Here is a 22,922-nt window from a genome sequence, read left to right as displayed (position 1 = left end):
TGGGCAATGCCGTCTGAATATTGATTTTGAGGAATACACTTTCGGGAAAGGAAGCCTGGCTATCATCCGTCCGGGACAAGTACACCGTATCATCGACGCTTTCAATCTTTCCGCAAAGTTCTTGGTTGTCGACTCGGTATTGGTGGATAAGGAGGAAAAACGAACGCTTGAGAGATATGGTTGCTCCAAAATTCAACTATCAGACATATCAGAATTGAAACTATTACTATCGCTTCTCGACCGCAAATTGAGTTGCATGGAAAATCCATCTGCCAAAGCAATCGTTCAACGACTGACCACCGTCATTGTGGGATTGGTCGTGGAGAACGTTGCAAATGCGATAAAGGTTCAATCCGAATTGCAGGGAACTGTGAGTCGACACAAGGAGATTGTATGGGAATTTCGGGATTTGCTGGAAAACAATATTCGAATTAACCGTTCGCCATCATTCTATGCCGGACGGCTGAACATTACCGTTGCCTATCTGAATGAAGCGGTAAATGCCGTTCTGGGGACAAGCGTGAGCCGCCATATCCAAGATGAGATTATTTTGCAGGCAAAGCGGAAGTTGGTCTATACGACAGCCTCCGTCAAGGAGATTGCGCATAGTCTGGGCTTTGACGATTACTCCTACTTCACACGACTGTTTGCCAAGGTTGTAGGCGTTTCTCCCACGCTCTTCAGAAGGACTTACCACGAATAGTGCTATCATTGCCGTTGTCCATCTATTGCGACAGCCTGTATCCCTCTGTACCTTTGCAGCGAACTTTATTTACTTAAAAAGATACGGATTACAAGGATGAACAACGCTGCGAATATTCTGCAAGAAGGAAATATGATTAAAGCCCTGACAAAGTTGGGGATACCTATTGTCATCGCAATGCTGATTATGGCGATATACAATGTGGTGGACACTTTCTGGGTTGCACGTCTGGGAACTCTTCCCGTTGCCGCAGTATCGGTCGTTTTCCCTCTGTCGCTGTTGTTTCTCGGGATAGGGCTGATGTTCGGTGTCGGAGGCGGAGTGTACATATCCCGCTTGTTGGGGGCGAAGCAGGTTGTCAAGGCAGGTCAGGTCGCTTCCGTCTCGGTGATTACTTCTTTGATATTGGCTATTTTCGTTGCCCTTGTATGCAATGCGTTCCTGCCGGACATCCTGTTGTTTATGGGAGCAAACGAGGGAATGATGCACTTGGCAGAAGCATACGGAAGACTTTTCATCATCAGTTGTGTCATAGGGGCGTTGAATGTGCCAATGTCCAATATCATCATTTCGCAGGGTGTGTCGAAAACATCTGCGTCGGCAATGATCATCGGCTCTATCGTCAATGTCGCATTAGACCCTTTGTTTATCTACACTTTTAATTGGGGCGTGGAAGGTGCAGCATGGGCAACCATTCTTTCAAGAATTATCACAACAATCATTTATATTCGCTTCTTCCTCTCGAAAGCAGAGGTGAAAGTATCGTTTATCCTGTTCGCTCCCACGATAAGGATGTATGCAGACATTATCAAGATAGGCATCTCGATGCTCTTTCTGCAATTGCTCCAAACTCTTTCTATCAGTCTGTTGCAGAGAGCAGCCGTGAAATATGGTGTAGAGGCTGTCGCGGCTATAGGTATCGTCCTGAAAATCGTCACATTGGGAACAAACGTGGTCTTCGGGTTTGTCAAAGGACTGCAACCGATGGCAGGCTATAACTACGGAGCGGGCAATTTCCAACGATTAAAGGAAGCGGTGCACTATTCCCTGATACTCACAACCTCGTTTTGTGTGCTTTGGAGCATACTCATAATGGCATTTACCTCTCCTGTTATCAGCTGTTTCGGCAAAGACGAAACAATGCAAGAAATAGTAAGAATTGCGCTTAGAGCCAATACCATCATGTTCTTCACATTCGGTTTTCAATTTGTGTATTCCACACTATATATGGCAATCGGAAGGGCGAGGCAGAGCCTTCTGCTTAATATCGGACGGCAAGGACTCTTTTTTATCCCCACCATATTGCTGCTTCCATCGTATTGGGGATTGAACGGAGTACTCTATGCCCAGCCTGTCGCCGATGTCTTTGCAACCTTGATGACGCTGCTCTTTGCCGTCCGAATTCACGGGGAGATAGGTCATCAATCACATCTCACAACAGAGAATTTATAATGTTGAACTTAAAAGATATGATTATGCTAAGACTTATTCAAACAGAAAACTTTAAGATAATGCTCTCTTCTTGTTCTACAAAAGAACAGATACAAAAGGCGTCAGACAACTTTATATTAAAGGTTGTTGCTCTATGTGATACAGAAGAAGATACTGTCTCGTTGTTTCGTATTCTCCGCTATACTCGTTTTCGTTTACAAACCTTGCAAGAGAAGTACTTGATGGACGGAGAGGGGAAAAAATGTATTGGAGCTACTCTTTGTCATTGACACAGAGCTGGAATTGCTGAAGGTGCGAATGCAGGGGCTTCTTCCTGTTTTGCCCGTCAAACCAGTTCAGAAACTCCGTTGGACAGGCAAGGCGACAGATTTAGTTGAATTGCTTTACGCACTCGACACCTGTGACTGTATCAACGATGGTGAAATCGGTATAGAAGAACTGGCAGACGCTCTTTCTGAAATCTTCGGTGTGGAAATCAAGAACTGCTACAACGTCTATATGAATATAAAACGTCGCAAGGATGACAGCCGCACCTATTTCCTTGATGAACTCCGTGAGAAACTGAACAAACGAATGGTAGAGAGTGACCTGAAAGGCAGAAAATTCAAAAAGCGGTAATTGCATGCAAATAATCAATCAGGCTTCCCCAAACGAGATGGAAGCCTGATTTTTTCATCCATAAAGAACGGTACGATGTAAAATGGTTACTGCCGATGTTGCCATTTCTCTTGAAATTCACGAGTCAGTTGCACGATTTCCCCTCCGATTATTGCCAATTCAAGTGTCAGTTTCTCCAGCTTTGCGAGCATAACAAGGGCTTTCTTTTCTGTAAAATTGCTCTTCAAAGCGACAACTGTCTGGTTGTAATTCACCCCGACACTGCGGAATTGTCCATACAAAGTCGTCAGCTTCTGATAATAGTCAAGCAATGAACGATCGACTTTTATCACCCGAAATGTCTCGTTAAAGACCCTTGCTTTGATGAAAGCGGCTCTGTTTTGAAGCCCTGATTGTTCGAATAACGTCAGGAAACGAGCAAATTCAGTGTCCGTAAATCGAACCATACAACAATGGTTGGCTCGTTCATTCTTGGGAGGTCGTCCCACATTTCTCTTTGTCATTACTTCTGATTTTAATGGTTTATAATTCTCTCTTCAGGAAACAGAACGTGCTAATTCCATTGGAGAGCGTTTGCAATATAACAGCCTTCAAGACAACGAAAATTTCCAATCGAGAACACCGACTTCGGAGGTGTTCCGCCCTCTGCCAAGAGCAAGGGTTTTATGCAGCAAAAACGGAGTCGTGCTGCATAAAACATACCTTGCTATTTGCTCCGACGCAAATAAATCCGTCCGTGAAGGACGGAAAACGATTCACTCAAAAAAAGAACGCTTTATGCCTCGAAGGCTTCAGTTTACCGCTTGGAGGCAAAGTTACTAAGCGTTGTGCCTAAACCACTTACCTTTCACAGGGTCACAAATACGCAAATCGAAGCCACAAGTACGCAGTTAGCAAAAAGCTACTGACAACAGTACCATAAAGCCATATTTTTGCATTGTCGAATGTGTCTGCGAGGGTATATATCTTCGATAATATCCACTCTCGATGAACGAGATCCTCGAACGTATAAATGTACAAAAGTGGATGCAATCGAACGATTGTCCTGATAAACGAAAATGAGAACCTCTGCCGGAATACATAGGCAGGAGGTCGTGCCTATGCGGAAGTAACCCCATAGCTGTACCAATATCCGATAAAAGGCAGATTCTTTCAAAGAAGTGAATATGCCTATATTGAAGTGACCAATAGAATGTATCACGATTAAAACCAAAAGAGTATGACAAAGAAGAAAATTGGCACTGTTGATCCCGTTGCCATCCGAGAACTTATTTCACAGGGTATTCCTATGGAAAGAAAAGAGAGTGAGATGAAAAGCTCTCAGGAAGAAAAACAAGAAAAATCGGAGTTCCCAGATGATGCACCAATAGCAAGGGATTTCGTGAAAAGCCAAAAGCGAGAAAAGCGTATGGTCGCGAAAGGAGACTATGAATCCCTTTTCATCTGTCGAAACACCCTGAAAAATCGCAAGACTATCTATATTGCCAAAGAGCTGCAGGACACGTTGGCGGAGATAGTCATGTCGATGAGAAACAGAGATATGACCATTGGTATCTATGTGGAGAACATCATCCTCCATCATCTTGAAACTTACAAGGATGAAATTAATAGATTAGCGGAGATGAAGTTCAAGAAGTTATTGTAAATTCCTATCTTCAGATGTTTTAAATGGAACTGTTTTTCTCCTTGTCGTATTGCCCTACAACACCGAAGGGTTAGCTTACTGAGATGCGGCAAACATCCCACGAGCAGAATGTTACCGAAGATAGAGTCGGGAGACAGGAATTTGTCTCTTTCTGCCGATACAAGGGCAAAGTCCTGCGAGGACTAGTCGAACGACGAAATGTGGAGTGTGCCCTGTTTTATGTAAATACACCTCTTGCGACATTTTTATGCTCCGCAAGGGGCATGTTCTTGCCTCATTCTTTACTTCTGTGCGCTCTTCCAATACCAATATATAGAGTTATGACTATTTCGATCTTCTATATCCCCTTGTTCTTTAGTGGTAAAGATTGTACTCCTGTAAAATTAAAGGTATAACACGATCTTCCTAAAAGTAAGAATAAAGTAGGAAATATCAGGTATATGAGGATTTTGTAGAATAATCTAGATCTTCCTCTTATTCTAAATTTCTGTGCTTTTACACATGTTTTTCGAGAAATCTTTCTTGGAATGATAGAAAAACACTACTTTTGTAGTCGAGAATTACGAGACGGTTACACATAAAATTCGATTACAGGGATGATAAAGCGTGATAACTACTTGGCCGAATTGGTTTCATTGCAAGGCAATGGTATGATTAAAATAATAACAGGAATGCGTAGATGTGGAAAATCGTATCTCCTGTTTGAGATTTTTGTATCGTATCTTGAACAACAAGGAATTACATCAGATCATATCATAAAAGTGGATCTTGAAGATTTCAAGAATAGAGATTTAAGAAATCCAGACAATTTGTATTCTTATATTGAAAATTGCATTAGAGATAAAGAGAAGTATTATGTGCTACTGGATGAAGTTCAGATGCTTGATCATTTCGAGGACGTTCTCAATGGTTTTCTCAAGATGCAGAATGTTGATGTATATGTTACTGGTAGCAATGCAAAATTTCTTTCGAAGGATATTATAACAGAGTTTCGAGGACGTGGATATGAAGTAAAAATGTTCCCATTATGTTTCCATGAATATATGTCTGCATATAAAGGCTCTATTCAAGCCGGGTTAAATGAATATCTGCTATATGGAGGATTGCCACAAATTCTGTCATGTACTACAGAGGAACAAAAAGTTAAGTTTTTGAAATCTCTGTTTGAGGAAACTTATATCAAGGACATTAAGGATAGGTATGATATAAGAAAAAATGATGATTTAGAAGAACTTATCAACATTATGGCGTCTGGTATCGGTGCATTGACAAATCCCAATAAACTTGCAAATTCATTTCGCAGTGAGAAAAAATCATCTATATCCTATGACACAATAAAGGATTACATCGACTATTTATGTGATTCTTTTCTTGTTGAAAAGGCAACTCGATATGATATAAAGGGCAAACGCTATATAAACTCTCCTTTCAAATATTATTTCATGGATTTAGGGCTACGCAATGCTCGTATCAATTTCAGACAATATGAAAAGAGCCATTTGATGGAAAACCTTATCTATAATGAAATGCGTGTTCGTGGATTTAATGTAGACGTTGGAGCAGTTCCTATTGTAAATGTCAAAGAAGATGGAAAAAGACAACGTTCCACTTTGGAGGTTGATTTTGTCTGCAATCTTGGAAGCCGAAGGTACTACATTCAATCCGCATACAGAATGGGAACAGATGAAAAAGTGAAACAAGAGCGAGCATCTTTATTAAAAGTGGATGATTCATTCAAAAAGATAATCGTAATAGGTGAAGAATGTCCTGTTACAAGAGATGAACAGGGAATAACCACAATTAGTGTTTATGATTTCCTGCTTAACGAAAACTCCCTAGAATTATAAATATAGAATTCATTATGCTTATAAATAAATATACATTTTCCGGACATGAATCGTTTCCTTGCAAAGCTTTGTGGCTTAAGAAGGGGTATGATTTTGCACTAGAGAATAATGACTGGAACGAACTTTATTCTATTGTCAAACTCGGAGTTGGTAAGAATATGGTCGCCTCTATACGTTATTGGATGAGAGCATTTGGAATGCTTGATGATGACGGACTAACAGACATTGCTCATCTTATATTTGACTCTAATAATGGCACAGACCCATTCATTGAAGATCTTGGGACACTTTGGCTTTTACATTATACACTTATAAGCACAGGAGAAGCTACACTTTATAGATTGTTTTTTACAAACTTCCAACGCGAACGTCTCACCTTTGATCGTGAACACGTTGTTGCATTTGTGAAGCGTACGATGACGGAAAAAGGGAAATTGAAGAGTTTCAATGAGAATACGGTAAAAAAAGACGTTGGAGTGCTTCTACAGAATTATGTTCTCTCACACAAAACTTTATCTATGGAAGATTATTCTGTCCTTATGACAGATCTAGACTTGATTCGTTTATCAGGAGACGAAAAGCAATATTCTTTTAATGTAGAGGGGAAGCGTCAAATTCCGCTTGAGATTCTGCTCTACGCAATCGTGAGAGAGAAAGGAGATAATGATAGCGTAGACTATGATATGCTGCAAACCATAGGTAGCATATTCTGCCTAACTGATATGGAACTCATAAATATGCTCATCGATATACAAGAACTATTTCCAGATGTATTTCGTTATTCCGACACAGCAGGATTACGTCAAGTTCAATTTCTTCATAAATTGAAACCAAGTGAAGTTCTTAAACACTACTATAGAAATGAAGAATTTTAGTCTGTCAGCCAACATAGAATCAGGAGTCACAGGTAGCGATAGGTATATTGTTACACCTAATGTAGAAAAAGTGGTGGGAGAAATTGTCCGCCAATATCAGACTGGCATACACTCTTTTACCATTATTGGTACATACGGTACTGGAAAATCGTGTTTCCTACTCAGGTTGGAGCATGATTTGATAGGAACGGATACATACAATGTATTGATAAAAAATTCAAGAGTACTAGCACCAGTTAGTGGCTTTGATGTTCTAAATATAGTGGGAGAGTATCATCCACTAGATTATTTGCTCATTAAGAAATTGAGCAAGAAGACTAATGGGGATACAGCTATAGAGATGTTGCGTAACTATTATCACCGACTGAAGAAGCATAATAAGATGCTCGTAATAGTTATAGATGAGTTTGGCAAGATTCTTGAACATGCTGCCAAAAATGAGGTTGAGAAAGAACTATACTTTATACAACAGTTGGCAGAGTTCGTCAATGTTCCAGGACGAAATATACTTCTGCTTACAACTCTTCATCAGAATTTTAGTGCATACGCTTCAAAGCTGAATATTGTTCAAAAAAACGAATGGGCAAAAGTAAAAGGGCGTTTCCAAGAGGTGGTTTTTGCGGAGCCAGTGGAGCAACTGTTGTATATGGCGGCAGAGGTATTGCGTAATAATACCGATATACTTAGTATACAAACCCATTCTATCTATGAAATTGCTTTGCAATGTAAATTTATTGCACCTACTCTCAAGGAAGGAACAATGCAAAAGCTTTTTCCTTTAGATACATTCTCTGCGATTATACTCACTAAGGCTATTCAGAAATATGGTCAAAATGAACGCTCCTTATTTTCATTCCTTAATTCCAAAAGTTCTGATTCTTTAAGTAATTTCACTCCTACACCTACCTGTACATACAATTTAAGTGTTGTTTATGATTATCTTGTGGCAAACTTTCATTCGTATTTAACCGATGTAAATGCAGATTCAATGGGATGGAGGGCTATTATTATTGCCATTGAGCGTGTCGAAACTGCTAATTGGGAAAACGATCTGTCAATGACAGCTGCCTTAAAAACAGTAAAGGCTATCGGACTACTTAATATTTTTGGCAGTTCAGGTTTTTCTATGCCAAGGAAGCAACTTATTGAATATATGAAATATGCGATGGCTATAGATATGGCAGAGGTTGTGTTAGAACAACTCATTAATCTCCGCATCATACGATACGCAGAATATAAAGCACGATACATTCTATTTGAAGGGACAGATATAAACATTGAAGATGAGATTATAAAGGCTTCTGCTGTTATTCCTGTTCCAATACATCCTATTGATTTACTTCGAAAGGAATTCAAGAATCGTGTAGCTCCAGTCAAAGCATATTATTATCACAGCGGGACACCTCGCTATTTTGAGTATAGGCTTTATGATGAGCCATTCGGTCAGCCTCCTGCGAACGAGGTTGATGGTTTTATTGAATTAATTTTCTCAACCCGTGAAAATACGTATGATGAAGTAAGTAGTTTCAGTAAAGATTGTAAGCATGCGATCGTCTTTGCAGTCTTCAACCATACGGAAGCAATCATTGAACATCTGCACAAAATACAAATCTATGACTATATCGTAGAAAAAATCTTGATAGACAAAACTGATAATGTTGCCTTGAGTGAAATTCGCAACCTTAGAATGTATGAACAGAATTTGCTGAACAAAAAGATAAAAAACAGTCTATTTTCATATCATGACGAGGTAACGTGGTTTTATAAAGGTATGGAGAAAAAGATTAGTAGCCAACGAGATTTTAATGCTTTGCTTTCTGATGTTTGTAATGATGTATATTTCCTCACTCCTGTAATAAACAATGAACTTATTAATCGTCAAAAACTGAGTGCTAGTATATCTGCTGCACGTGTAAAATATCTGCAAGCTCTCATTTTATATGCGGATAAAGAGGACCTCAGTTGGGAAAAAGATAAATATCCGCCAGAGAAGACAATCTATTACACACTACTCCAAACGACGGGGTTACATCAATACGGAGAGTTTGCGGATGCTCCACAAGTGGATGGTATGATGTCACTTTGGAATGCATGTGAGAATTTTCTTCGTAGCACTCAGGAAAAACCACGTAAAATATCAGAGCTGATAAAAATACTCTCAGAGCAGCCCTATAAGATAAAAATGGGAGTGTTGGATTTTTGGATCCCGACCTATTTATTTATAAAAAGGCTTGACTATTCTCTTTTTGGGAGCAATGGCGTGTATATCCCTGAAATCAATATGGAGTTTTTTGATTTATTAAAAAAACATCCCTCTGATTTTACTATCAAGGCGTATGCTGAGGATGGGGTAAAGATTGAATTCTACAATCAGTATCGCAAGTTTATCCATGCGCCGGAGAGTAAAAAGATAAATAGCAATAAGTTTATTGAAACTATCAAGCCATTCTTTGTATTTTATCATCAGTTGAATGATTATGCTAAGCACACTTGCAAGTTTGATCATATAACAACTCTGCGTTTTCGAGACGTACTTGCCAAGGCGAAAGATCCTGAGAAGACATTCTTTGAGGATTTACCTGAAGCATTAGGATACGACAAGAATTCATTAAACAACACGGATTTTGTTGCAAACTATTGCCACCTTATACAAAAAGCAGTGAGAGAACTTCGCTCGTGTTATACTTCGTTGATAGACAGAATAGAGGAACAGATAATTGAACGGCTTGAACTTCAAGAGTATGAATATATAGATTACATTACAGAGATTCGGCAACGTCTTTCACACATAAAAGAACATCTCCTTTCAGACAAGCAACGTGATTTCTATAATCACGTTATGGCAGAATTCGACAATCGACAAGAATGGTATCAAAGTATTGCTTATGCTGCGCTGGATCAACCACTTGAACGTTTGAGAGATGATCAAGAGGAACAACTCGTTGACAATATCATATATCTCTTCCGAGAGTGTGAAAAACACTCTGTTGTTTCAGAAGCGATGTCTTTTCAAGTAAGTGTCGAAGAAAAAAAACGTTCTAAAGAATTAGAAGCTAGAATTGAGAAGTTATTGTCGGAGGATGTCAATCTCAACATTTATGCATTGATGAACCTATTGAAGAAGAAAATGAAATGATAAAGGTGAGACATATACTCGGCATATCGGGAGGGAAAGATAGTGCAGCTCTTTCCATCTATCTAAAGCATAAATACCCTCATATGAAGATAGAGTATTACAATTCTGACACAGGTTGTGAGTTGAAAGAGACGGAGTTACTAATAGATAAACTCGAAGCCTATTTAGGGAGTATTAAGCGATTACGTGCAGCAGAAGGCAGTCCAGAGGCAACTCCTTTTGACCACTTTCTAAAAGCCTGTGGTGGATTTCTTCCATCTCCACAGGCTCGATGGTGCACGCAAAAAATGAAATTGGCTGAATTTGAAAGATTTGTTGGAGATGACTATGCTGTATCCTATGTCGGTATACGTGGTGATGAAAATCGTGATGGCTATATTTCCTCAAAACCCAATATCCAAGCTGTATTTCCATTCAGGAGAAATATTTGGAGTATTGATATTATCAATAAGGCTCTGCATAATGATCAGCGGGAACAAATAATTGATATCTATAATCGATTTTGTTCTGAATTCCAATTGGAAGAAATTATGGAGATCTTGAAAAGACCTCTGAATAAACAGTTCTACTATTCTAAAACGCTTAATGCTTTGCTTGATATTGATGTAAAATTATTCAACCGCGTAGTTTTTGAGTATCTAAAGACTACAGAGTATCCTGTGGGAAAATTGGATTCATTTCCATTAATAGATAATGATGAGGTTCTTGTAAAGGAAGATATATTCCGTTTGTTGCGCGAAAGTGGAGTTGGAGTTCCCGCGTATTATGAAGAGATACCTTTTGAAGTTGATGGAAAAATTGGAACATACTGCCGAAGCCGATCAGGCTGCTATTTCTGTTTCTACCAGCAGAAAATCGAATGGATTTGGCTCTATGAGCAACACCCCGACCTATTCAAAAAGGCAATGGAATACGAGAAGGATGGTTACACATGGATTCAAGGCGAGAGTTTGGAAGACTTAATTAAGCCTGAACGCATACGTCAAATTAAGTTAGATGCTATCAAACGACAAGAACAAAGAGCAAAGATGAACAGCAATTCTTTGTTGGTAGATATATTCGCAGATGATGATAATGATGTTTTATGTGCAAATTGTTTTATATGAGAAAAGGGGCATTTTTAAATTTGTATGACGAGGATAAGTTATATGATATAATCTACTATCATAATCCCTCTCATTGGATAGATAATAAAATTGATGATTTAAATCCAATCTCAGATGAAGCTAAGTGGTCAGAAGAAATAAAATATTATGAAGGAGGGGTCATTTCTGAAAGTATTAAGAATCTACCAACGAATACAGGTGGTATATATATGTTTTATCTTAAAGGGATTAATCTTCCATTTATTGAAAAATATGTTGTTTACATCGGTAGGTGTCATTATTCAGAAGGAAGACAACATATTCGTAAACGGGCAAAAGAATATGATTCTGATGAATCAAGGACAGATATTGTCAGAATGAAAAAGTACTGGAAAGATTATCTGTTTTATCGTTATTATCCAGAAACAAATAATGAACAAATAGATAAAGATGAGGTTGCCCTTATTCGTGCAATAAGACCTCCATTTAATTCGGAAATACCAGATAAATTAGATGTTCAACCAACTGAAAAGGCATTTTAATCATGGAACCAACAAAAATACCTGCAATAAAAGGAAGAATTGGAAATACTGTTTACTATTGTGCCACTATGTCCTTCGGGCAAATTAGCAGGATGGTAAAAAAGGTTGATGATGAATTACATACAGCTAATTCATTAAAAGAGCAGATACAACGCTCTCTCTCCAATAATTACATAAGGATAAAAGAGTATATATTAAACCGTGAAGACCGCTTTTTTGACAGCCTTGTTCTTGCCGTTTATGATGGAGATCCTTTGTGGACAGAAATTCGATTTGAGGTAGAAAATAATCAGTACCCAAATATCGGATTATTGGAGTTCTCTGGTCGTGAAAAGATTTTTCCAGTTGATGGTCAGCATAGAGTAGAAGGAATCAGAGCTGCATTGTTGGAAAATAGAGAGTTGGAAAATGAGACCATTAGTGTGATGCTTATAGGTCATCAAAATACAACAGAAGGAATGAAAAAATCTAGGAGAATCTTTTCAACGCTTAACAGGTATGTTAAACCTGTTCGTTTAGGAGACATTATTGCTCTTGATGAGGATGATACGGTTGCTATTGTTACACGAGATTTATTGGAAACATACCCCTTGTTTATGGGAGAAAGGATAAAGGCGAGTAATAATAAATCAATTCCTCAGTCAGATAAAAAAGCATTTACTTCATTGATGACATTATATGAATGTCATCTTGTGCTTTACTGGGTATTCAAATGTCAAAAAGAACGGCATCGTTATGTAAAATCTCAAATAAAAGATCAGTTAAAATATAGACCATCTGATGATATTATTGCTGAATTTAATCGGTATTTGGTCGGTTTCTGGGATTGTATGAATTCTACTTTTGAAGAGATAGAGGCATACATAAATAATAATTCAGATAATCCAGCTGCAGAACTACGTTCTACAGAAAATGGAGGAAATCTGTTTTTCCGTCCAATCGGTTTATTGCCATTTGTTGAGGCTGTTGCTAGAATATTGTTAGCAACAAATAAGTCATTCGATGAGATAATCTCTGGTTATGTAAATTTGAATCGTAATGTTCATTCTGACATGTGGGATATGATATTATGGAATCCAATAACTAGAAAGATGATTATGAGAAACCAATCATTGGTTAATTCCCTATTGATAAAAATGATGGATGATAGCATTTTAACCGAAAGAGAAAAGACTAATATGATAAGTAAGTACGCAACAATATTCAATATAGAACTGCCTGAGGCAGAACGAAGAATAGCTACAATAAGATTGTAACTATGTTAAAAGATGTGACATTTCCGGCACACCGCCATTTTAAATCGCGGACAGAGTGGGAGCCGATAGGTTTCTTCTCTGACTGCCTTTGCAATGCCACACAGTTCGATTTGATGTTAGGCTTCTTTTCCTCGTCCGCAATCAATGTTTTGGCAGACGGTTTCGCCTCTTTCCTCTACAATGGTGGTCGTATGAATCTGATTGTAAATGACATTCTTACCGAACAGGACAAAAACGCCATTGCCAACGGTGAACTTGATACACCAATTCCGTTTTTTGATATTACAGACATTGAGAAACTGAAAAACACACTTTCGGAGCGTGATGCTCACTTCTTCGATTGTCTTGCGTGGCTTATCCGTAACAATCGACTTGATATAAGAATCGTTGCCCCCAAAGACGGCATTGGCATTTCTCACACCAAAACAGGCATTTTTAGCGATGGTGTGAATAAGGTCGGGTTCGATGGCTCTTGCAACTTTTCACGGTCGGCATTGATTGACAACATCGAAAGCCTTACGGCTTTCTGCGATTGGGATAGCAACCCAGCATCCGCAACAATAAAAAGAATCAATTGTGAATTTGAACTTGTATTTGATGGTCAAGACGAGAATGTTATTTTTGTACCAACAGACAAGGTAAAAACCCATATTGCCGAATCGTTCAAGAACAAGGAACTGAAAGATTTGCTTGAAGATGAGTACAAATTTATCCAACAGGATATTGCCGATAAATCATTGCCAAAATCAATAATAAAAGCATTGAGTAAAGCTAAAAGCAAGGTTGAAATCGAGATTGAGAGGATAAAGAAGCAAGGCGAAACCATTGAGCCAATTGACTTCGGCAGACCTCGTTTCCCCTACGAATCTGGACCGCGTGAATATCAGAAACAAGCATTCGAGAATTGGAAGAGCAACAAACAGAAAGGTTTGTTTGCCATGGCTACAGGCACAGGAAAAACCATCACTTCATTGAATTGTCTGCTTGAAATCTACAACAAGTTAGACTACTACAAAGCCATTATCCTTGTCCCGACAATCACACTTGTCGAACAGTGGGAAATTGAATGTAAGAAGTTTAATTTCAGTACTATTATAAAAGTCTGCTCGAAGTATAACAATTGGAAATCGGCAGTGGCCAATCTTCGTTTGCTCGAAATGACAAACGCCCACAATGATATATCTTACATTATCATATCAACTTACGCTTCATTTGTTCGATCCAATGTTTTTATGGAATTGAACCAATTCCCCAAAAACAAACTTTTGCTTATCGCAGATGAAGCACACAATATGGGCGGAGGATTGATGGATCAACGTTTGTCAGACATAAGATATTTGCGCCGCATTGGACTTTCTGCCACACCCGAAAGGCAGTTTGACAATACGGGTAACCGCAAACTGATGGACTTCTTTGGCTGTGCCGACAGTTATACATTCGAGTATTCAATGGCAGAAGCTATTCAGAATGGAGCTTTGTGCCGTTACTATTACTATCCGCACATTGTTCGTTTGACTGAAAACGAGATGGAAGAATATGTTGGACTATCAAAGAAAATAGTCAAGATAATGGGTTTCCATGATGAGGAAAGCCAGGAACGTTTGAAAATGCTTTTGCTGAAACGCAAACGCATCATTCATAAAGCTGCAAATAAGTTGTCTGTTTTTAAACAGATTGTTCAACAGCGAATGGAAGAAAGAAGTAGTTTGAAATACACATTGGTCTATGTCCCAGAGGGTAACAAGCCCGATAATTTCGAGGCTGATATTTTCGACCAATCCGACACCATCGCTTCCGACCCCGAAACCGAACATCTGATTGATGATTTCACCCGCATTGTTCGTGATATGGATTCCCATATCATTGTCCGTCAGTTTACTTCCGAATCAACCGACCGCGATGCCATGCTCAAAGGCTTTGCCGATAGCAGCATTGATGTGCTTACCTCGATGAAGTGTTTGGACGAAGGTGTTGATGTGCCGCGAAGCGAATTGGCTATTTTCTGTGCAAGCACAGGAAACCCACGCCAATTCATTCAACGCCGTGGTCGTGTCCTGCGAACACACAAAGACAAACGCTTCGCCATCATTCACGACCTCATCGTAATACCCGACAATGTGTTCGATGAAGAATGTTATGCTTTGGAAAAAAGCCTTGTGCAAAGCGAGTTGAGGCGTGTCCGTGATTTTGCATTATTGTCAGAGAATCTGAATGATACCGACAACGAACTGCAAGATGTGTTGAATCATTATAATTTATCCATATTTAATTAGTGCAATATGAGTACATATCAAACTAACGGCGATAAGATTTTACAAGCTGTGATTACTGATGAACAGCTTATCAAATTCTATGACTATAATCCCGATGATTTTATGTCAATATCAGATGCATTGGATTCTGATATTGCAGTAATTCAAGCTATTGCCCAAATCATCAATCGAAACGAGGAAAAAGCGACCGAAAAGGAAATATACAATGAGGTTAGTAACTATCTAAGAGCAAATATATGATTATCAAAGACATTAGAATTAATAACTTTCGCAGTTATTATGGAAATAACAACCTTTCGCTATCAAAAGGTCTGACTTTGGTAATTGGAGACAATGGTGATGGCAAAACAACTTTGTTTGAGGCATTAGAATGGTTGTTCGACACAACAGGAGAGAGCCGAAAAGATTCTCATATTTCTGAAAAGCGTAAATCAGAATTGGAAATTGGAGAAAGCGATGAAGTTTCGGTAAACATTACCTTTGAACACGATGGCGAGAAGGAGATAGAAAAGAGTTTCACTTTTGAGAGAATATCCGAAGATAATATTCGTACAAAGGATTACAAGTTTGTCGGATATTTCATTGATGGTACAGAACGACATTCATGTGCTGGCGATAAACTGCTAAATACTTGTTTCGAACCTGTCATCCGTAAATATTGTTTGTTCAAAGGAGAAAATGAACTCAATATTTTCGACAATGACACTGCGTTGAAAACTCTGGTTGACACTTTTTCTGGTATTAAGGATTTTGATAAATTGGTTGAATTAACTTCGAATTTCGAGCAAAAATCAGCCAATGCTACAAATCGTGAGTTGCAAAACGATAAGAAAGTATCGAAGCAGGCAAAAGAACTGAATGCACAACTGAATGATGTCACAAATGACATTCAGAATATCAAGTCAGAACTCAGTCAAAAGAAAATATCCATCAATGAATTTTCCTCGAAATTGGAATTGCTGGAAAAGAACCAAGAAACATCGGAACGCTACCAAGCCATAAAAGAGCGCATCAAAGGACTGAAAGACAAGCGAATAAAGTTGGTAGTGGGGTCATCGTGCGAGTACAGCACCAATCTGTTGGATGAATATTGGATTCTGCGTTCTTTCCCAGCAATCATAAAAGAGTTTTCGGCAAAAGTATCTGCATTGAGCAAGGAAAAACGAAGACTTGACAGGCAGGAAACGGAACGCCGTGCGAAAGAGGCTGGAGAGCGTGAGACAATATCAAAGATTCAGAAACTCGCCAATGATGCCGTTCCTTTGCCGTGGAATTTGCCCGATGAGGTGACAATGAAAGAAATGATCGACGATGAGATTTGCAAAGTCTGCGGTCGCCCTGCCCCAATAGGTTCGGAGGCTTACGAGTTTATGTGCAACAAACTGAATGAATATCTTGCCCATATAGCAGCGGAAGCCAATAAAAATTCAGGTACGAAAGAAGATGATGAGAAGCCGCTGTTTCCCAATTCATTCATCAATGAGTTGCATTCTCGCCAAATCAAATTGAGTGGCGACACGGAGCAGGAGATTTCAAAGATTGCGACAACCATTTCAGACCGTTTGGAATTTGTCACCAAAAGAAAAGCCGAGTTGACAGAAGTGGACAAACAGTTACAAGAGTTGGAAACAGAACAAAATGATTTGCTGATGCAGTCAGGGTTAAGCTCAGACCTGCTAGATAAAAGCATATCCGATTTGAGAGGCTTCTTTGATGCTAAAAGCCGTGCCGAAAGCCGTGTTTCAGAATTGGAAACCACTCTGAAATATAAGGAGAGTACGAGGGCAGAAATACAAGAAAAACTGTCGCAACTTGAACCAACAAGTTCAATGACACAGGTTTATCAGCGTGTTCATACTGCATTTGAACGAATAACCAAAGCATTTGCAAACGCAAAAGAGCAGAACATCAACAACTTCTTGCAAATGCTTGAAACTGAATCGAACAAGTATTTACAGAAGTTGAACAAAAACGACTTCTACGGTATAATCCGAATCAGAAAAACCATCAACAATTCAGCACGTATCGAACTTTATAGTGACAATGGCACACGAATCGAAAATCCGAACGGTGCACTGAAGACAACTATGTATATGTCGGTTCTGTTTGCTATTTCTCAAATTACGACTTTGAAACGCGAACAAGACTATCCATTGATATTTGATGCTCCGACATCTTCATTCGGCGGTTTCAAGGAAGATACATTCTACAATGTAATAGATACCATTGACAAGCAATGTGTTATCGTTACGAAAGATTTGCTCAATATCAACAAGGCAACAGGTCAAAAGGCGCTGGATTTCGACACAATCAACAAACTTTCGTGTTCTATTTATCGGATTGAGAAAGTAGAGCCGTTCAATGATAAGGATTTGTCAACTATTCAAACAGTTGTTAAACGAGTAAGATAGTGAATTATGGCAACAGAAAAAATATATGATTTGTGGGCAAGCCGAAATCCACAATGGGAAAAAAGATACGAAGACAGCATCATCAAGAACTTTTGCGATTATGGGCGTGGTGCAACTTCTTTACGTGAAGACAGAGGTAAAGTCTTTGGCGGTGGTTATGAAATATTCATTGTTGCATTTTTTATAGGGCTTTATTTCAACCAAAAACGACCGCTCATAGAAGACACGCAAAAACGTAAGACTTTCGGACAGCCCATTCAGTATTGGGGCAATTTAGACTCTGTCAAAGGACGGAAAGCCTATCCGAAACTCCGCGAGTACATTTTCACCGCCCTTGTCAGCCGTACCGACATTGATTTCATCGCTTTGGAAAAAGGCGAAATGACCTCACGCAAAGCGGTTGATATGCTCATGCAAACTATGGAAGAATATGCTAATTGGGGTTTTCACTTTATGGAAGACAAACTAACTGATTCCCCTAATTATTTCTTTAGAGAAACTGCATTCTTAGAAGTATTTTTAGCTTTCAATGCCTCTATTGCAACAAGTATAGACGAAGAAGAGCCTGAATCTTTGGATTAAATTGATGGAGTTTGCTTTACAAAGTACATTTGATACTCACTCATAACAGATTTGTTCTATCTCCTTTTTCTTACATCTCGTATATCCCGCATTTTATACGTTTTTTCCGTCGGGGAGGTCATTTTCGTTTCAGTGGCGTAAAAAAGGGAGGGCTTAGGACAAACAAAGCGAGAATACTACCTGCAATGAAATGAAAGTGTGGAGATTGTCGTCGTAACGGCTTGCCGCTCCGACCTTTTTTGTCCGTGAAAGCCCGAAACTACCTTTGTCACTGACAACGAACAACCGAGCCCGACATGATATACGGGCATAAGTGGAGGATGTGCAGGGAGAGAAGCAGGACAAAACAAAAAACACAGTCTTTAAGGACTCATTTTATCATAGGAAGAGGAGAATACACGGAAAACAGAAAGCCACCTCAACGGACAGCTTTACGAAAATAATTTGGAAAGGTTTCTATTTTCTCACGATATCCCCTTATCTTTGCGACAGACAAAGTGGTTCTTTGAAATGGCAAAATAAGGTAGAGTATAGAAGATCACTGGTTTCCTTATCGTTACCTGCCTTCATTGATAATCAATTTAATCTGTTGATTATTTGGTGTTTATAAAATTTTCCACGTCTTGCGCAGTGAAAGGAAAGGGGTTTACGGATATTGCACAAATCGGCTATCTCTTTCAGATAGGCATTCATCTTCTGATTGGAGAGAATCGGCAAGAGATGACCGTTTTTCCGGACAGGAGCATATTTCTCGATAATCCTCTTGGGGATGTCGAGCAGGATGATATTGGTGGCTACCCTTGTTTTCTGGCGTCTGGTCATGATCCATTCACGTCCGTCCAATTCAACGATGTTATCCTCGGTTAAATTGGACACATCAATATACGCCAGGCCACTGAAACAGGAGAATATGAAAATATCGCGAACCAAATCCAATCTGGGTATGGATATTTCTTTTCCAATGATTCGCTGAATTTCTTCATCGGTTAGAAACCCTCTGTTGGAATCTTGCGTATGAAACCGCTTGTTCACAAAGGGGTCATGAGACAGAAATCCATGTCTGCGCCCATAAAGAGTAATGGTTTTGAAAAGCTTCAAGATTTTGGTTGCCGTATTCGGACAACAATGGGCTACAGTCAGCAGATATATCTCAAAGTTATGAATGACCAACGGGGTAAGCTCTGAGAATTTGAGATCCGTTCTGTTGTACTTCGCTTTGAGGAATCGGGTAAAATGCCGTTTGCTGTTTTCGTATTTTTGTAAAGTGGCAGCCGTTTTATTGATTCCCACCTGGGCCCAGACATCCTCGTTATGTTTATCGAAAAGTTCCATTATACTGTTTAATGTATCCGTTTGTCCGCAGTATTCCGATTTGATTCTCTCCGGCGTCAAATCATCTACTGTTACTTCCAAACGTTTGTAAATGGTCAGAATATCGGCCCTGATTTCTTCGATCTTTCGATTGACTTCAAGTGCTTCTGCACTATGTCCTTTGACTTTCTCTTTTTCTGAATCCCATAATTGGACATTGACAGACAGGCCTGTAGATCCCAGCGACAAACGCTCCTTATTCAGATAAATCCGAATGAGGATGGGCGTCTTACCTTCTTTGTTGATGTAATTGCTGCGCAAGTAAAAAACTGAACGAAATTGACTCTTCATTTTGCTCCAAAATTAGTGTAACCATACGGCTACAAAGTTCGACATATGATTTTGAAACAGAGTAATTTGTCAATCGTCTAAACATCGTCTTAACGTCGTCTGTGGTTACAATTTTCAGCCCCTTTGTTTTTTGTAACCAAAATGGAACCACCGGAGGCATATTTACGGAATATACGCCTATTCCGAACCTCATCCGACGTGTGGGGTGGCGACAAAGAAAAAGCGCCTTAATTCGTTGGAATTAAGACGCTTTTGGATTCGTTTCTAAAATTGCTTCAGATGACCTATAGCCTATCTTTCAGCTATTTAGCGGTATGGACGGGACTCGAACCCGCGACCCCCTGCGTGACAGGCAGGTATTCTAACCAGCTGAACTACCACACCAATATGTTGCATTGAATTCTCAATTGCGGTGCAAAGGTAATACTTTTTTTTAAACGCACAAATACTTTCAAAAAAAATGAGCAATATTTTTCTGACAGTATGGGGAAACTGTCCCAAAGCTCTTTATTTTTATTTACTTTGTTTGTATATAATTCTCAATTTTATGATACCTTTGCATCTGATTTCGGTGTAGCCGCGATGCTTCCGTATCCGGTTAGTAAAAGGGAATCCGGTGAAAGACCGGAGCTGTACCCGTAGCCGTAAGTTCTTAACACCTCGGCATATCTATCCGCCACTGGCTCGATACGAGCCGGGAAGGCAGCCGACCAAAGGAGGAACGAGCCGGAAAACCTGCCGGAATCGGATACTCAGACGTTTCGGGTCAAAACGCCTGACATCAGACGGATTACGTATGTATATTGACAGAAGAAGTAAACCAAAGATGTGTGTTATCATCTTTATGCTTACACTGTTTCTCGCCACGGCAAGCGCTCAGGAGCGTGACACGATGCCGGAGAGGAGAATCGACGAGGTGACGGTGTCGGCTCATTGTATGCCGCGACAGGTAACAGCAACCGTTCCGGTACAAGCCCTCAGCGGAGAAAAAATTAAGACACTCGGTTTGCAGAATATTGCCGATGCGGTGCGACGCTTTGCCGGTACCACCGTACGTGATTACGGCGGCATCGGCGGAATGAAAACGGTGTCGGTCCGTAGTCTTGGCACGCATCACACAACCATCAGCTACGACGAGGTAGCCGTCAGCAATTGTCAGGCGGGACAAATCGATATCGGGCGCTTTTCGCTCGATAACGTTTCAATGCTTTCGCTCTCGGTCGGACAGGAGGAAGACCTGCTCCGATCGGCACGCATGGCGGCCTCGGCAGCCGTCTTAAGCATCCGCACCGAGATGCCCCGGTTTATCGACAAACGAAAGTACAGCGTACAAGCCAACGTGCGCACCGGCTCATTCGGGCAATTCCATCCGTTTCTACGAGCTGCATTCAAAGCCAGCGAACAGACCATCGTTTCCATCGACGGTCATTTCCTGAGAGCGGACGGCACCTATCCGTTCATCCTCAAGAACGGAGCCTTAAGGACTCGTGAGAAGCGATATAATTCCGATATCGTCGCATGGCACAGTGAGGCGAATGTTTTCCATTCTTTTAGCAACACCTCCGATCTGAACATCAAAGCATATTACTATAATTCCGAACGCGGACTGCCCGGAGGAGTGATCCTCTATAACAATGATAACCGCGAACGGCTGTGGGACGAAAACTTTTTCACACAAACGTCGTACAAAAATCATTTCTCCGACCAATGGTCGATGCAGGCACAACTTAAATATACCTACTCCTGGAACAAATACGAAGATACGGATGTTAAATATGAAAACGGAAAGCAGATTGATTTGAATACGCAGAACGAATATTATGCCTCGGCTACGGCCCAGTTCAATGCCACGGACCATCTCCGATTCTCTCTGGCAGAGGATGGGGCAATCAATACGCTGAACAATAACATCAACGAAAATCCATCGCCCGTGCGCTACACTTCGCTGACGGCTCTGCGTGCGCATTTCCACCGAGGGGTACTGACCGTAAACGGGACTTTGCTTTACACGTTCGTCACCGAAGAAGTGAAACGCGGAGACCGGCCGGATGACCGCAAAAAGCTGACTCCTTCGCTGTCGCTCACCTGCCGACCGTTCACTACGCACCATTTCTATATTCGTGCCCTGTATAAAAAGACGTTTCGTGTGCCCACATTCAACGATTTGTACTACCTGCGACTCGGAAATACGGGATTGCGTCCCGAACTCGCCAACGAATACAACGTCGGATTTACATGGAACGGAACACCCCTGCGCTTTCTCGACCATCTCAGTCTGACCGTCGACGGCTATTACAACGAAGTCCGTGATAAAATCGTCGCTTTCCCTTCGACCTACGTATGGAAGATGGCGAACTTCGGAGAAGTTAAAATCACGGGATTAGATATCAACGCGTCGGCCGGTGCCCCCGTCACCGACAAGATCCGGCTCGCCCTCAACGGGAGCTACACGTATCAGCGTGCCATCGACCGAACGGACCCGGAGGCAAAGAATTATAACCAGCAGATACCCTATACGCCACGTCATTCGGGCAGTGGGGCCGTGACCTTCGAGACGCCGTGGGCAAATGTTGCCTACACGCTCGTAGCCGTAGGTAAACGGTATTACCTGAAGCAAAATATCCCCGTAAACCGCATCAACGGATACACGGAACATACGCTCGCCGTCTCCCGCCTTTTCCACCTGCGCTCGTGTGAAATGCGGGTGCAAGCCGAATGTGTGAACTTGACCGACGAACAGTATGACATTATTAAATATTACCCGATGCCCGGACGATCATTCAGGGCAACGGTTTCAATCAAATTATAACCAACATTTTTATTAACCCCATAAAT

At 40.3% G+C, this 22,922-nt stretch carries 17 protein-coding genes, 1 tRNA gene, 1 pseudogene and 1 riboswitch; of the genes and pseudogenes, 16 read left to right on the top strand and 3 right to left on the bottom strand.

The window, feature by feature from the left end:
• The 3 genes from Tanf_RS02715 to Tanf_RS02700 all read left to right on the top strand — a co-directional run.
• Positions 1–703: AraC family transcriptional regulator (locus Tanf_RS02715; RefSeq protein ID WP_046824823.1), on the top strand; the 703-nt coding region annotated here is incomplete at its 5' end.
• Between the two features lie 96 nt (positions 704–799).
• Positions 800–2,155, top strand: coding sequence for an MATE family efflux transporter (locus Tanf_RS02710; protein WP_046824822.1), 1,356 nt, complete (start codon positions 800–802; stop codon positions 2,153–2,155).
• 291 nt (positions 2,156–2,446) lie between these two features.
• A complete protein-coding gene (locus Tanf_RS02700) occupies positions 2,447–2,773 on the top strand; it encodes an RteC domain-containing protein (RefSeq protein WP_080948536.1) in 327 nt (108 codons plus the stop codon).
• Between the two features lie 86 nt (positions 2,774–2,859).
• Here the strand turns inward: Tanf_RS02700 and mobA are convergent, their stop codons facing one another.
• The gene (gene mobA / locus Tanf_RS02695; RefSeq protein ID WP_262509268.1) at positions 2,860–3,276 is read right to left on the bottom strand and encodes a conjugal transfer protein MobA; all 417 of its coding nucleotides are present in this window, start codon (positions 3,274–3,276) and stop codon (positions 2,860–2,862) included.
• Between the two features lie 716 nt (positions 3,277–3,992).
• On the opposite strand from mobA, the gene Tanf_RS02685 reads away from it, so the two are divergent.
• From Tanf_RS02685 to Tanf_RS02635, 12 genes and pseudogenes are all read left to right on the top strand, one after another.
• On the top strand, positions 3,993–4,418 hold the full coding sequence (locus Tanf_RS02685) for a DUF3408 domain-containing protein (RefSeq protein ID WP_046824818.1): 426 nt from the start codon (positions 3,993–3,995) through the stop codon (positions 4,416–4,418).
• A 75-nt stretch (positions 4,419–4,493) separates the two neighbouring features.
• Positions 4,494–4,642, top strand: a pseudogene (locus Tanf_RS15445) (lysozyme); the annotation flags it as partial.
• A 372-nt stretch (positions 4,643–5,014) separates the two neighbouring features.
• Positions 5,015–6,265, top strand: coding sequence for an ATP-binding protein (locus Tanf_RS02680; RefSeq protein WP_046824817.1), 1,251 nt, complete (start codon positions 5,015–5,017; stop codon positions 6,263–6,265).
• 14 nt (positions 6,266–6,279) lie between these two features.
• Positions 6,280–7,140 carry a DUF4007 family protein gene (locus tag Tanf_RS02675; protein WP_046824816.1) on the top strand — a complete coding sequence of 287 codons (861 nt, stop codon included), beginning with the start codon at positions 6,280–6,282 and terminating at the stop codon, positions 7,138–7,140.
• Complete coding sequence (locus Tanf_RS02670) at positions 7,127–10,276, top strand: hypothetical protein (protein ID WP_021663294.1); 3,150 nt, start codon at positions 7,127–7,129, stop codon at positions 10,274–10,276. The genes Tanf_RS02675 and Tanf_RS02670 overlap by 14 nt, the downstream gene beginning before the upstream one ends.
• Positions 10,273–11,382 carry an adenine nucleotide alpha hydrolase family protein gene (locus Tanf_RS02665; RefSeq protein ID WP_021663293.1) on the top strand — a complete coding sequence of 370 codons (1,110 nt, stop codon included), beginning with the start codon at positions 10,273–10,275 and terminating at the stop codon, positions 11,380–11,382. Before Tanf_RS02670 ends, Tanf_RS02665 begins: the two co-directional genes overlap by 4 nt.
• Positions 11,379–11,903 (top strand): hypothetical protein, encoded by a 525-nt coding sequence (locus tag Tanf_RS02660; protein ID WP_021663292.1) that lies wholly within the window; start codon positions 11,379–11,381, stop codon positions 11,901–11,903. Before Tanf_RS02665 ends, Tanf_RS02660 begins: the two co-directional genes overlap by 4 nt.
• A 2-nt stretch (positions 11,904–11,905) precedes the next feature.
• On the top strand, positions 11,906–13,159 hold the full coding sequence (locus tag Tanf_RS02655; protein WP_046824815.1) for a DNA sulfur modification protein DndB: 1,254 nt from the start codon (positions 11,906–11,908) through the stop codon (positions 13,157–13,159).
• Between the two features lie 2 nt (positions 13,160–13,161).
• Complete coding sequence (locus Tanf_RS02650) at positions 13,162–15,432, top strand: DEAD/DEAH box helicase family protein (RefSeq protein WP_046824814.1); 2,271 nt, start codon at positions 13,162–13,164, stop codon at positions 15,430–15,432.
• Positions 15,433–15,438: 6 nt separating this feature from the next.
• Positions 15,439–15,672 carry a hypothetical protein gene (locus Tanf_RS02645; protein ID WP_046824813.1) on the top strand — a complete coding sequence of 78 codons (234 nt, stop codon included), beginning with the start codon at positions 15,439–15,441 and terminating at the stop codon, positions 15,670–15,672.
• Entirely contained in the window at positions 15,669–17,843 is a 2,175-nt protein-coding gene (locus Tanf_RS02640) for an AAA family ATPase (protein ID WP_046824812.1), read from the top strand. The genes Tanf_RS02645 and Tanf_RS02640 overlap by 4 nt, the downstream gene beginning before the upstream one ends.
• A 6-nt stretch (positions 17,844–17,849) precedes the next feature.
• The gene (locus Tanf_RS02635) at positions 17,850–18,425 is read left to right on the top strand and encodes a hypothetical protein (RefSeq protein ID WP_039441065.1); all 576 of its coding nucleotides are present in this window, start codon (positions 17,850–17,852) and stop codon (positions 18,423–18,425) included.
• A gap of 576 nt (positions 18,426–19,001) precedes the next feature.
• Here Tanf_RS02635 and Tanf_RS02630 read toward each other — a convergent pair.
• Both Tanf_RS02630 and Tanf_RS02625 read right to left on the bottom strand, forming a co-directional pair.
• Positions 19,002–20,087 (bottom strand): site-specific integrase, encoded by a 1,086-nt coding sequence (locus Tanf_RS02630; RefSeq protein WP_046824811.1) that lies wholly within the window; start codon positions 20,085–20,087, stop codon positions 19,002–19,004.
• Between the two features lie 310 nt (positions 20,088–20,397).
• Positions 20,398–20,471, bottom strand: a tRNA-Asp gene (locus tag Tanf_RS02625).
• A gap of 168 nt (positions 20,472–20,639) precedes the next feature.
• Positions 20,640–20,844: riboswitch (cobalamin riboswitch) on the top strand.
• A 69-nt stretch (positions 20,845–20,913) separates the two neighbouring features.
• Here Tanf_RS02625 and Tanf_RS02620 point away from each other — a divergent pair.
• Positions 20,914–22,896, top strand: coding sequence for a TonB-dependent receptor plug domain-containing protein (locus Tanf_RS02620; RefSeq protein WP_236684366.1), 1,983 nt, complete (start codon positions 20,914–20,916; stop codon positions 22,894–22,896).
• The last annotated feature ends 26 nt before the right edge of the window (positions 22,897–22,922 follow it).

Origin of the sequence: Tannerella forsythia, from assembly GCF_001006485.1 — a bacterium.
In the GTDB taxonomy this organism is placed as follows: domain Bacteria; phylum Bacteroidota; class Bacteroidia; order Bacteroidales; family Tannerellaceae; genus Tannerella; species Tannerella forsythia.
Note: the sequence above shows the minus strand (reverse complement) of the source record. Positions and strands in the feature narration are given on the sequence as shown.